The organism is Hymenobacter aerilatus (assembly GCF_022921095.1).
Lineage (GTDB): Bacteria > Bacteroidota > Bacteroidia > Cytophagales > Hymenobacteraceae > Hymenobacter > Hymenobacter aerilatus.
The window spans coordinates 4696229-4708053 of sequence record NZ_CP095053.1; the positions used below are offsets into that span (position 1 = coordinate 4696229).

The following is an 11825-nucleotide window of genomic DNA, read 5'->3' on the forward strand; positions in this document are numbered from 1 at the left end:
CAGATAGAGAGGATACCGTCCACAAAATCCGACTAATCCGTCAAATCCGCTTCAATCCGTGAGCCTAGAAGCCATTCACCTCGAAGCCTCCGTCCACGCTCAGGCATTGGCCGGTGATGTAGCTGGCGGCGGGTAGGCACAAGAAGGCCACGGCCGCGCTTACCTCTTCCGGCTCGCCTACCCGGCGCATGGGGGTGCGGTCGAGCACGCTGTTGAGGTAGTCGGGGTTGCGGAGCACGGTTTCGGCTAGGGGCGTGCGGATATACCACGGCGCTACCACGTTCACGCGAATGCGGTCGGCGGCCCACTCCACCGCCAGATTGCGGGTGAGTTGTACCATGGCGGCCTTGGTCATGCCGTAGATGGAGCCCGTGCGCACGTGCCGCAGCCCCGCCACCGACGAAATATTGACCACGCTGCTGCTCTCAGCAGCTTGCAGCAGCGGGTAGGCGCCTTGGCACAGCGCAAACGTCGATTCGAGATTGGTAGCCAGCAAAAACCGAAACTCTTCGATGCTGTATTCCACCGTGGGCTTGCGGATGTTGGTGCCTACGTTGTTGACCAGAATATGCAGCCGGCTCCATCGCTCGCGCACCGCGTCCAGTACTTGCTGCCTACCTACGTCCTCGCTGACATCGGCGGCCAGCGCGTGTGCGTCCAAGCCAGCGGCTTGCCAGTTGCCTACCTGTTGCTCCAGCGCTGGGGCGGTGCGGGCTACGGCCAATACGGTGGCACCCAGCCGTAGCAGCTCCTCGGCCACGGCGGCTCCAATGCCTTTGGAAGCTCCCGTAACAACGGCAACTTTCCCTTGCAGCGACCAACGCGTGGCAGAAAAAGTAGAAGCAGAATGTTCCATGGAAAAGGATTATTGTATAAGATTTTGTCCTTTTTTAAAGGGAGCTATTCGTTAAGAATTTCCCGGATTTGTAAACTTAACGGGGTAGAAGTGCAATGCGCTCCACAAAATGATAATTAAATAGTCCACAAATGGGAATCCTTGATGGTAACTCATCCTATAGCTAGCTGAATAATGACTATTTGCTATGTATAAATAATAAGGGTTGATATTAAAATATTATTAATTTGGATATGCCGCTTTGAGCGGAACGACCTACTCTTTCTTCCTTTCCAAACCACACTTATTTGTATGGCAGAAAATTACTCTGCTGCCGCCTTGCTTTTGCTCGGCGGCCTAAGCATTGCTACGGCCCAAGCCCAGCAAAAAATGCCTGTATTGGCCGATAGGCCAGTCAAAAACGATTCGCCTACCCTAGTGCAGCTTCGCGGTGCGAAAAGTAGTTACGCTCTCAGCGAAGCTAACAAAGCCCTGCGCGAACAGTTGCAACTAGCTACAAACGACCAGCTTCTGCGTACCAAAACGTCGGCCGACGCGCTGGGGTATGTCCACGAAAAGTACCAACAATACTATCGTGGTATTAAGGTAGAGCACGGCGACTACACTGTGCACGCCAAGCAAGGACAGATCGAGAGCCTGAGCGGCCGCCTCACGCGTATTGAAAAGTTGGAAGTGCAACCGGCTTTGGCCGAAGCGGCCGCCTTACAGCGGGCTCTGAGCTTTGTGGGCGCCCGGCAGTATATGTGGCAGGACGCCAATGAAGAGGCTCTGTTGCAGGAGCAGCAGCAAAACCCAGCCGCTACCTACAAGCCCAAAGGCGAGCTAGTAATTCTTGGGGTAGGCGAAAACGAAGAGAAGCCGGTGCTAGCGTGGAAATTCAACGTGTACGCCAAAGCCCCCGTGAGTCGCGCCTACCTCTACGTGGATGCCCATTCAGGCGAGGTCGTATTTAAAGACGACATCATCAAGCACGCCGCTGCTACGGGCAACTTTGCTACGGCCTATAGTGGCACCCGCTCACTGGCCACCGACAGCTACAACGGCAGCTACCGCCTGCGCGAGGCTACCCGCGGCAACGGCATCGAAACGTATAATTGCAAGAAGGGCAACAGCTACACCAGCGCCGTCGATTTCACCGACGCCGACAACAACTGGACCGCTGCCGAATACAACAACGCCAACTTCGACAACGCGGCCGGCGACGCGCACTTTGGCGCGCAGGCCACCTATGACTACTGGAAGAACATCTTCGGCCGCAACAGCTACGATGGCGCCGGTGCCAAAATCAGGAGCTACGTGCACTTCGACGATACACCCGGCGACGGCAAGGGCTTTGAGAATGCTTACTGGAACGGCTCGGTGATGACCTACGGTGACGGCGGCACCCGCTTCCGTCCCCTGACGGCGCTAGACGTGTGCGCGCACGAAATCGGCCACGCCATCTGCGAAAAAACCGCTAACCTGACGTATTCCTACGAGTCGGGAGCCATGAATGAGGGCTTTTCCGACATCTGGGGCGCTTGCGTGGAGCAGTACAACGCCGCCCGCTACGGTCTCACCAAAAACACCTGGCTGATTGGCGAAGACATCGACAAGCAACAGGCCGCTTTGCGCTCCATGAGCGACCCCAAAGCCATGGGCCAGCCAGCCTTCTACAAAGGCCAGTATTGGTATGCTGGCACCCTTGACAACGGAGGCGTGCATACCAACTCGGGCGTACTCAACCACTGGTTTTATATCCTGACCCAGGGCAAAAGCGGTACCAACGAAGGGGGCAACAGTTACTCGGTGACGGGGGTAGGGATTATAGACGCGGCCAAAATTGCCTTTCGTACCGAAGACGTATACCTCACCTCGTCGAGCAACTATGCGGCTGCGCGCACTTACTCCATCCAGGCAGCCACCGATTTGTTCGGGGCAGGCTCGGCACAAGTAATTGCCACGACCAACGCCTGGTACGCCGTGGGGGTAGGCGCGGCTTACTCTGGTGGCGGCACTACTACGCCTCCGCCCACTACAGTTGCCTACTGCACCTCAAAAGGCAATGACGTAGCCTACGAGTGGATCGACTACGTGAAGCTGGGTAGTATTGCCCGCACCTCGGGCAAAGACGGAGGCTATTACGACGGCACGGCCCTGAGCACGTCTATTGCAGCCGGTTCGTCGCAGACCATTAGCTTCAGCGCGGGCTTTGCCTCTTCGGCGTATACCGAAAACTGGGACGTATACATCGACTACAATCAGGACGGCGACTTCTCGGATGCCGGTGAAAATGTAGTGGGGGGTAGCAGCAGCAGCAGCAGCACGCTGAGCGCCACCTTCACCGTACCTACCTCGGCCAAAACCGGCAAAACCCGCCTGCGCATTGTGATGAGCGACAACTCGGCTACCACCAGCTGCGGCACTTACGGTTATGGCGAAACTGAAGATTACTCCGTGAACATCACCGGTGGCACCCTAGCTGCCGACAACACGGGTGTAGCCAGCCTCACGGGTGCTACTACTCTTGATGCTAAAGCACCTACCCGCCAAGTGTCTATCTACCCCAACCCCGCCACCGACCACGTAGCCATTGCTCTGCCCGACAATGGTACCGTAGCGGGCGTGGAAGTGATGGATATCCGCGGTGCGAAGCTAGCCGTGCCCTATACCGGCAAGGGCGAACTGAACGTATCGACCCTGGCAAAAGGTGTGTACATCCTAAGCATCAGCGACGGACAGAAAACCTTTCACCAGCGGTTTGTAAAGGAATAATATCCTTTTTACTAAATAGAACAAGAAAGGCCCGATGCGCTGTGCATCGGGCCTTTCTTATGTACGCCACTAGATTCTAATTTTCTCACATACCACTGCGCGCGAGACGTGCCTACCTACTCCACGGCGAATATTCCAGCTTCAACTCAACCAATCCATACCCATCCTTGAGGGCGGAGCTGGAGCGGCCGAGGCCGGTGCTGATATCATCGAGCTGGTCGGTGGTGGTGAAGTAGTAGGCCGCTTCGGCCGTGGCGTTGAGCTTGTGCGTGAGGCGCAGGGTTACGCCCAGACCCACGGGTGCCACTATCGCCAGGGCGGGATAGTCGCCGCGTTCAGGGCGCAGAAAAGAGGTAGTGGCGTCGGGGCGGGTGGTACCGTTGTAGGCTTTGGGGCTGTAGAGGGCCAGGCCCACTCCCAGCTTCAGGTAGGGTTTCACGAGGGCGGTAGGCGCTGGCCGTGGGGCAGCGTAGTATGACCCATCGCGCAGGGGTTCGAAGCGCACGAATACGGTGCCCGTACCGTTGCGCCCCCGAAAGGCAAGATTACGCTCGGGAAGGTAGTCTGTAGAGCCTATTTGGAAATAGGTAGCCTCGCTGCCCACTGTCCAGTGCGGATGCACGGGATAGAGCACGCCCAGACTAAAGCTGGGACCGGGCAGCTGATTACTAAGGCCTTTCGTCAGGTCGCCATTGTACAGGGCTACGCCAGCACCGGCCGAAAAGCGCACCGGTCCCCGGTAATAGGTACGGGCCTGCATGTCGTAGTGGCGTTTGCGGCGCTCCGGATGGTCTTGCGCATGGGCTTTGGTGCAGGCAAATGAGGTGAGCAGAGCCGCAAACAGAAGGTAGGATTTCACGGGAATGAAAGAATGGAAATGAAGGACGGGGGCCGGGAACGGGGTAGTGCGCTGTGATGCTGAGCACACTAGGTAGATTTCCGGTTCTCTATTTAAACGTGCCTTGCGGGTCGGGCTGTTTGGCTATCAACTCGCTGATGAAGTTGAAATCAATGCTGGCTACGCTGTACTTCTGACCCTGGTGCACAGCATCCCAAGCCTTGGCGTAGTCTTCCTGAATGTAGTATACCCGGGCCAACTGCTGCCAGGCGGCGGCGTTGGTAGAGTCGGCGGCCAGGGCTTTGTTGAGGAAGTCGGTGCTGGTGGTCAGGTCTTTCTTCTTCTTGGTTTGCTCGTACCGAATCAGGTAAAGGCTGCCCAGGTCGCTGAGGGCCTGGTTGTCGTTGGGAGCCAGCGCCAGAGCCTGGTTGATCAGGTCGATGGAAGCATCGGGCGTAGGCTGTCGGCTGGCAATCACACCCAGGCCACGGTAAGGTAGGGGGTTCTTGGGGTTGAGCACCCACGCTAGGTTGAGGCGGTACGTAGCCGTATCAATCTGGCCTTCGTTGAGATACTCGAAACCCTTGGTAGTGAAAAATTCACTGGCTTCGGCCCGCGATGCAAAGCTCTTCTGAATATTGCTGAGGTAGGTAGCGCCCAGGGCCTGCTCGGCCTGCGCCGCCGATAGTCCGCCAAATAGTGGCTGCACGCGGCTGGCCGCTGTAATGGTGGTAGTGGCCGCTTCAGTTTTGCCCTTGGATTTGGATTTGCGCTGAGCATGCGCCGGGGTAGCAGCCAAAAAAGCAAATAGCAAAGCGCAGGGAAGCAGAAAGTGTTTCATCAAAGAAAGAAGCAGAAAAACGAATGATAAAGTGGTAACGTGCAATGTTAGCTAACAAATATACAACGCTGCGCCACGCAACCATAATACCTATAAGTAGGCATGGCAATCCGCCTGCTGCTAGGCGGAGTACGTATGGGCAACGTTCCGTTTATCCCATTTCTGCTCCTCTTATGCGCTTACTCCGTTATGGATTACCGGCTGCGGTGGCTGGCTTGCTCCTGCTACTGGTTGCTGGCGAGTACGCCGTAGCCCGACCGAGCCGCCGCATCCGCGACGTGGCCTACGTGCCGGCTACCGACTCGGCCTATCGGGTCGGTCGGCAGTTGCTGGATGTGTACACGCCCCGCCAGCGCGGCCCCGCACCCTTACCGGTGGTGGTGTTCATCCACGGCGGCAGCTGGAACAGCGGCAGTAAAAATCTATACTCCTTTATCGGGCGCCGACTAGCCAAACAGGGTGTAGTAGCCGTGGTTATCAGCTACCGGCTGGCCCCGCAGGTGCGCGTGCCGCAAATGGCCGACGACTGCGCCCGCGCCGTAGTCTGGACTACCCAGCACGTGGCCGCGTACGGTGGTGACCCACAGCGGGTGTTCGTAATGGGCCACTCGGCCGGCGGTGGGCTGGCGGCGCTACTTGCCACCAAAAACGAGCTGTTCACGCGCTGGGGGCTGGCCCACAACCCCATCCGTGGTGCCATCCTCGACGACCCCGCCGGGCTGGACATGCTCGACTACCTCCAAAAAATGGAATACCCCGGCGACGAGCAGTATCTGGTACCGTTTGGCAACGACCCCGCCGTGTGGCGCACTACCTCTGCCATGTACTCCGTGTCGGCTAGCAGTCCGACTTTCCTGCTGTTCGTGGGCGGCGACACGTATCCTTCTATCCAAAACAGTAGCGCCCGGTTTCGGGAGCGGCTGCAAGCAGTAGGGCAGCAGCCCAGCTACACGGTGCTACCCGGCAAGAAGCACATCCCGATGGTATTGCAGTTGTATTGGCAGCACAATATAATCTACCAGCAGTTGCTAAAGATGGTAGGAGCTAAAGCAGGGTAGGGCGAAAAGCAGACCGCCCCGTTACGCGCAGCACTGCACGTAACGGGGCGGTCAAGAGTATTGGCAGTCAGTGAGCTACGCCATCGACTCAATCTCGAAGCCAGCTTCCTGCACAGCCCGGATTACCTGCTCCGGCTGCACGTTGTCGCCCTGCACCGTCAGGATTTTATCGGGGTTGTCGGTATCCACCTGCCAACTGGTAATTTCCGGTTCTTCATTGAGCGGGCCAGTAACGGCGCGCACGCAGCCGCCACAGTTGATAGTAGTCTTAAATTTCAGGGTGTTCATAAGAAGTAGCACGTTAGGTCGCCGCGATTCTGCCGGAGCTACGCAGCGACGGGTTGGATAAGGATAGAACAAGAAAAGCGATAGAAAGTATCGGGTAGAATTGTGTAAGCTTTAAGCGGCAGTGTATAAAATTCGGCTTACTACTACCCTTGCCGCATGCTACCCTCGCTCGGCTGCTATAGGTGAAGTGGCAGGCAAAAGAGTTACGCTGGCCGTTGTGGACGCTTTTCTAGGATCAGTTGGGTGCGGTAGTCGTGCAGAGTAGCCTCCAGGCCCACGGGATACACGTGTGGGTTCAGGAAGCGGCGGATGCTGGGGTCGAGGCTTTGCACTTCCTGTAGGGCGCGGGCGCGGCTTTCGGCCAGGGTAGGCAGTTGGTGCACCAGTTCGCCTTGCCGAAAAATAGGCTCCAGTAGCTCCCGAAACGTGGTGGAACGGATAGGTCGGCGGCGCGTGAGGTCAGTAGGGTCTACAATGGTCAGCGACTCGGGTAGGGGCTCGGCGATGTTGTAGAGCATATCGGCGCGGGGCTGGCCTTTCTCGTTTTCGTAGCGCCGCACTTGTAAAATACCTGGTATGCTGGTCTTCACAATTTGCTCCGAGAGCTTCACGGTGTAGTCCCAACCCGAGTTGTCGGGTTTGCGCAGGGCAGCCAGCTTATACACGCCTCCCAAAGCGGGTTGATTGTAAGCCGTTACGAGCTGCGTGCCTACCCCCCAAGTATCAATGCGGGCGCCTTGCTGCTTGAGGCTGATGATGAGGTTTTCCTCCAAGTCGTTGCTGGCCACAATGCGGGTGTTGGTGAAGCCGGCTTCGTCGAGTAGGGCGCGTGCTTCGCGGCTAAGATAGGCTAGGTCACCAGAATCGAGGCGAATGCCGCCCAACTCGTGCCCCTGCGCCCGCATCTGCCGGGCCACGTTGATGGCATGGCGCACGCCTTCCAAGGTGTCGTAGGTGTCTACTAGAAACACCGAATCGTCGGGAAAAGCCTGCGCGTAGGCCGCAAAGGCGGTTTCCTCGTCTCCGAAAGCCATTACCCAACTATGGGCGTGGGTGCCACGCACGGGAATGCCAAACCGCTGCCCGGCCAGTACGTTGGAGGTGCCATCGGCCCCGCCCAGGTAGGCCGCCCGGCTCGCCGACAAGCCCCCATCAAACCCTTGCGCCCGCCGCAGACCAAATTCCAGAATCTGGTCAGAGCCGGCTACTTCCCGGATGCGGGCAGCCTTGGTGGCAATCAGTGTTTGAAAATTGACAAGCGTGAGCAGGGCCGTTTCGACGAGCTGCGCCTGGAGTAGCGGCCCCTGCACGCGCACCAGCGGCTCGTTGCCAAACACCACCGTGCCCTCGGCCACAGCGTCTACGTCACAAGTAAAGCGCAAGTCGCGCAGGTAGTCCAGAAACTTGGGGTCAAACAGCGCCGTGCCCTTACTGCCGCGCAGGCTGCCCAGGTAGGCCAGGTCATCGGCCGAGAAGTGCAGCTCCTTCAGCCAGTCTACGGCGTAGGCCAGGCCCGCCGCCACGGCATAGCCGCCCCCAAACGGCGGCTTCCGGAAATACAGATGAAACACCGCCTCGCGGTCTTGCATACCCTGCTGCCAATAGCCATAGGCCATGGTGAGCTGGTAGAGGTCGGTGAGGAGGGAAAGCGAGGGGGCATAGAGCCCGGATAGCGGAGCAGGATTCATGCAGTGACGCTTAGAGGCTTGCTAACAGTATAAAAGTTACCGTTGAGCCATCAAGGTACGCGCTACCCGCGAAGAAATAGTGGCCTAGCTACCGAAATCTGTGACTTCAAGTTGAGACCTGGTTGCCCAATCAAGCGAGAAGCTTGGTCGTCATGCTATTATCTGCTACCAATCAGACAAGTGGCTGCGAATTACACCACCGGCCCAGAAACGGCATAAGACACCAAAAACCGAAAGCTCACGCCTTCGGTTCTTAGGGTCTGGATGTGGAAAGGAATGGAAAGGAAGAATGGAAAGGGTGAAACCGCTAGTGAGCGGTAGGAGCGGAGGCCGATAGGATGCTAGGTGAAGACAACATCATAACGGCAATTAGTTGAAGCAGGCCTTGTTGCGAGGTCGGAGGCTGATGAGAGTGTTGCATAGCTCGGAGGTCGAAGAGTATACCCAAAGGTCTTGCTTCATCGGCTCCCAAAAAAGGTAAATCCTGATCAAAATGCGACTAGGATATTTTTTATATTAAATATAATAGTAAGCTATATTTAGGCTATATAGAGGTGGATTTTTGTTCAAAAGTTGTTGGTGTGCACTCCAAGTTGTGACAGATCCATTTTTTGAAAAATATTTTCAAAAGTCAACTTTCCGGACAAAGCACAAAAAAACGCGCCACGAAGGCGCGTTCTCAAGCAAAACAGCATAATATTCGTAGTAGCCGCGACGGGAATCGAACCCATATCAAGCGTTTAGGAAACGCCTATTCTATCCGTTGAACTACGCAGCCAGCGTTGTCGTGCAACTCGGTAAAGATACGTGTATTTCAAATGCTCTTCCAAAGTTGTTAATGGGTAGGCGTCTCGCCGCTGTCTGTCTTCGTATGAACGTTGTCCTCTCCTTCACCTCTTCCTTGCTGTATGGGCCTACTGGATGATTTGCGCGCCTCCCGCCGGGCGGCGGGTCGCCGCCCAACGGTGGCTATTGCTGAAGCCGACCTTTGCACGCCGACCCTGTTGTGCATTCCCGATATCAGTGGTTTCACTCGCTTCATTCAGGAGTCGGGCAGCCAGCTGGCACCGTTCCTGGTGGCTGATCTGCTCGAAATCCTCATCGAAGCCAATATGATAGGGATGCAAGTGAGTGAGATTCAGGGAGATGCTATTCTGTTTTACCGGATAGGGCCACCACCGCCCATCCGGCAAATGGTAGAGCAGTGTCGCCGCATCTTCCTCGACTTTCAGAACTACCTGCGCCTGGTAGAGCGCGACGCCGACTCGGAGCTGGGTATTGCCCTGCGTGGGTACGAGCTCACGCTCAAGATTATAGTGCACTACGGCCCTGTGAGCGTGGCCCAGATTCGGCAGCACACCAAGCTGATGGGCAAAGAGGTGATTGTGGTGCATCGCCTGCTCAAAAACAACGTGATGGGTAGCGAGTACATGCTGTTCTCGGACGGCTACCTGCGCACCCAGCAGCCTACCGATATTGCGCAGAGCTTCAACTGGACGCGTTTGCTGCGAGGCTCTACGGCCTACGAGCATCTGGGTCGTATACGCTACCGCTACGCCCATCTCACGCCCCTGCGTCAGTTCCTGGCCACGCTCGATGGCAGCGACTCCAGTAGCCAGAGCGGCGTGCTGAAGGTGCGCCGGGCCGTGCGAGTGCCCGCCAGATATGCCTTGCGCGTGATTCGTAACTTCCGGCTGCGGCCCTCGTGGATGGAAAAGGCCACCGGCGTACACTACGACGTTACCAAAGCCGGCCGCCTGGGCACCAGCTACAAGGTGGACGTGGGCAATGGGCAGATTGATTTCCAGACAGTACAGCTGTTTGAGGAAGAAACCGAGCGGCTGGAGTATGTGGAGAAGATTTCGCATTTCCGCCTCTTTCCCAACTCGCTGCTTTTCTTCTTTATTGAAGTAATAGACGAGCATTCCTGCCTAGTCACGCTGGAGTTTCAGTGTGGCTACGTAGCCAGTCCCCTGCGCAGCGTACGCATTGGCCAGCTACGCCGGATGCGCCGCTTTCTGGGCCGCTCCATTCTTCAACTGGCCTCGCTCTGCGAGCGGATGTATGAGCGGCGGTAGGGGAGATGGTGAGATAGAGAAATAGAGAGTAAGGAAAGGCGACTGTCATCCTGAGCAGAGCGAAGGACCTTATCACGTCAGAACGACAAGCGAAACAACGACTCGTTCTGCGGGCATAAGGTCCTTCGCTCTGCTCAGGATGACAGCCGCCTTTCCTTACTCTCTATTTCTCTATCTCACAGCTTATACAGCAGCACGATACCGAACGACAGCGCCGTTAGGATCAGGCCGACCATGAAGATGGTGTAGCTGATACGCAGCAGGCGGTACTTGCGCGATAGTACTTCGCCGAGGTAGTACACGTCTGTCACCATGTTGGTATAGAGCGAATCCTTCTGGCGCATGAGCTCGCGCATGCCGCCCTGAAAATCGTCGAGGTTGAGCTTGGTGAAGTTGCCGAAGAACAATAGGTTGACGCGGCGGTTGGTAGCAATTTCGGGACTTTTCTTCAGCCACTTAAAGCTGGTTACATCGGGTTGGGCTGAGAGAATGGCCGACACTACCGAGCCCAGCGACGTGAGCAGCAGGATGCCCATAGGAATAGAAAGCACCGGATTGTGTGTGATGGCCGGGCTGAGCACCGCCGTTTTACCGCCTACCTTGGTACCCAGGTAGGTGATGATAACCGAGATAAGCACCGCATTCAGCGAAATCATCATGTTAGCCTTTTTGTCGGCCATGTCTGATAGCTTCATGTGGTTGCCGTACATAGTCCGAAACATGGTTTCGATGCCACGTTTGGGCTCGGCAAAGGTTTCGGTGCGGGCTTTGTCTTTCTCCTTGCGCTTCTTCTCGGTTTTCTTCAGCAGCTTGCGCTGTTCCTTGATGTTTTCTTTGAGCTGCTCCTTGTAACGGTTTTTGGCCACCGAGGTCAGGAACTTGAACGACATCAGAAAATCAAGCTGCGACTCGGCCCAGCCTACGCTGGAAAACGTACGGCCCTGCGACAGCTCCCACTCGGCGCGCAACAGCTCGGCGCGGGCCGCAAAGTCCTCGCGGCCGGTGTTGCTCATATCGGCATCTACTAGCAGGCGCTGGAGCTCGGTGGTGCGCGGCTCGTCGCGGTGCGTGGCCCGAATCGTATCCACTACCAGCGCGGTGCGGTCGGTGGGGTAGTGCTGTTCCTGCAGCCACTGCTCGGCCAGGGCCATACTACGGTACTCGTGGCCGTCGTATGCCTCGGTGTAGCCCGCATCGTGAAACCAGGCGGCCAGCACCAGGGCTTCTTGGTCGTCTTCGCTCAGACCAGCATCCTGACCCAGGGCTCGCGCCTCCCGCACCGTGTTCACGGTGTGGTCCAGATTATGATAGACAAGTTGCTTCGACAGTTTTTCCTCGAAAAGCGTCGTAATGTACGCCTTGGCTTTTTTGACTATCTCAGCCTTGGTAGATGGTAGCGTGGCAGTTGGTTCCATACAAGAAAG

The 11825-nt window shown here is 56.8% G+C and carries 9 protein-coding genes and 1 tRNA gene; 3 read left to right on the plus strand and 7 right to left on the minus strand.

Annotated features, from left to right (window positions below; all coding sequences use genetic code 11):
- Nucleotides 1-64: 64 nt before the first annotated feature.
- Nucleotides 65-856: an SDR family oxidoreductase gene (locus MUN82_RS19675; protein ID WP_245093156.1), complete on the minus strand. Its 792-nt coding sequence runs from the start codon at nucleotides 854-856 to the stop codon at nucleotides 65-67.
- Between the two features lie 291 nt (nucleotides 857-1147).
- Here MUN82_RS19675 and MUN82_RS19680 point away from each other — a divergent pair, with 291 nt between their 5' ends.
- Nucleotides 1148-3610 (plus strand): M4 family metallopeptidase, encoded by a 2463-nt coding sequence (locus MUN82_RS19680; RefSeq protein WP_245093157.1) that lies wholly within the window; start codon nucleotides 1148-1150, stop codon nucleotides 3608-3610.
- 112 nt (nucleotides 3611-3722) lie between these two features.
- Here MUN82_RS19680 and MUN82_RS19685 read toward each other — a convergent pair whose 3' ends face one another.
- Complete coding sequence (locus tag MUN82_RS19685) at nucleotides 3723-4469, minus strand: hypothetical protein (protein WP_245093158.1); 747 nt, start codon at nucleotides 4467-4469, stop codon at nucleotides 3723-3725.
- An 88-nt stretch (nucleotides 4470-4557) separates the two neighbouring features.
- Nucleotides 4558-5289, minus strand: a complete 732-nt coding sequence (locus MUN82_RS19690) for a tetratricopeptide repeat protein (RefSeq protein ID WP_245093160.1) — start codon at nucleotides 5287-5289, stop codon at nucleotides 4558-4560.
- Between the two features lie 173 nt (nucleotides 5290-5462).
- On the opposite strand from MUN82_RS19690, the gene MUN82_RS19695 reads away from it, so the two are divergent.
- Nucleotides 5463-6347 carry an alpha/beta fold hydrolase gene (locus tag MUN82_RS19695; RefSeq protein WP_245093161.1) on the plus strand — a complete coding sequence of 295 codons (885 nt, stop codon included), beginning with the start codon at nucleotides 5463-5465 and terminating at the stop codon, nucleotides 6345-6347.
- A gap of 75 nt (nucleotides 6348-6422) precedes the next feature.
- Here the strand turns inward: MUN82_RS19695 and MUN82_RS19700 are convergent, their stop codons facing one another.
- From MUN82_RS19700 to MUN82_RS19710, 3 genes are all read right to left on the minus strand, one after another.
- Nucleotides 6423-6635 (minus strand): heavy-metal-associated domain-containing protein, encoded by a 213-nt coding sequence (locus MUN82_RS19700; protein WP_245093162.1) that lies wholly within the window; start codon nucleotides 6633-6635, stop codon nucleotides 6423-6425.
- Between the two features lie 203 nt (nucleotides 6636-6838).
- Complete coding sequence (locus MUN82_RS19705; RefSeq protein ID WP_245093163.1) at nucleotides 6839-8323, minus strand: nicotinate phosphoribosyltransferase; 1485 nt, start codon at nucleotides 8321-8323, stop codon at nucleotides 6839-6841.
- Nucleotides 8324-9029: 706 nt separating this feature from the next.
- Nucleotides 9030-9101, minus strand: a tRNA-Arg gene (locus MUN82_RS19710).
- A 130-nt stretch (nucleotides 9102-9231) separates the two neighbouring features.
- Between MUN82_RS19710 and MUN82_RS19715 the strand changes: the two genes are divergently transcribed.
- A complete protein-coding gene (locus MUN82_RS19715; protein WP_245093164.1) occupies nucleotides 9232-10401 on the plus strand; it encodes a DUF2652 domain-containing protein in 1170 nt (389 codons plus the stop codon).
- 176 nt (nucleotides 10402-10577) lie between these two features.
- Here MUN82_RS19715 and MUN82_RS19720 read toward each other — a convergent pair whose 3' ends face one another.
- A complete protein-coding gene (locus tag MUN82_RS19720) occupies nucleotides 10578-11816 on the minus strand; it encodes a Pycsar system effector family protein (protein ID WP_245093166.1) in 1239 nt (412 codons plus the stop codon).
- Nucleotides 11817-11825 lie beyond the last annotated feature (9 nt).

Excerpts from the sequence above, each read along its gene's own strand:
- MUN82_RS19675 (WP_245093156.1), bottom strand. The coding sequence starts at position 856 with ATGGAACATTCTGCTTCTACTTTTTCTGCCACGCGTTGGTCGCTGCAA.
- MUN82_RS19680 (WP_245093157.1), top strand. The coding sequence starts at position 1,148 with ATGGCAGAAAATTACTCTGCTGCCGCCTTGCTTTTGCTCGGCGGCCTA.
- MUN82_RS19690 (WP_245093160.1), bottom strand. The coding sequence starts at position 5,289 with ATGAAACACTTTCTGCTTCCCTGCGCTTTGCTATTTGCTTTTTTGGCT.
- MUN82_RS19695 (WP_245093161.1), top strand. The coding sequence starts at position 5,463 with ATGCGCTTACTCCGTTATGGATTACCGGCTGCGGTGGCTGGCTTGCTC.
- MUN82_RS19700 (WP_245093162.1), bottom strand. The coding sequence starts at position 6,635 with ATGAACACCCTGAAATTTAAGACTACTATCAACTGTGGCGGCTGCGTG.
- MUN82_RS19705 (WP_245093163.1), bottom strand. The coding sequence starts at position 8,323 with ATGAATCCTGCTCCGCTATCCGGGCTCTATGCCCCCTCGCTTTCCCTC.
- MUN82_RS19715 (WP_245093164.1), top strand. The coding sequence starts at position 9,232 with ATGGGCCTACTGGATGATTTGCGCGCCTCCCGCCGGGCGGCGGGTCGC.
- MUN82_RS19720 (WP_245093166.1), bottom strand. The coding sequence starts at position 11,816 with ATGGAACCAACTGCCACGCTACCATCTACCAAGGCTGAGATAGTCAAA.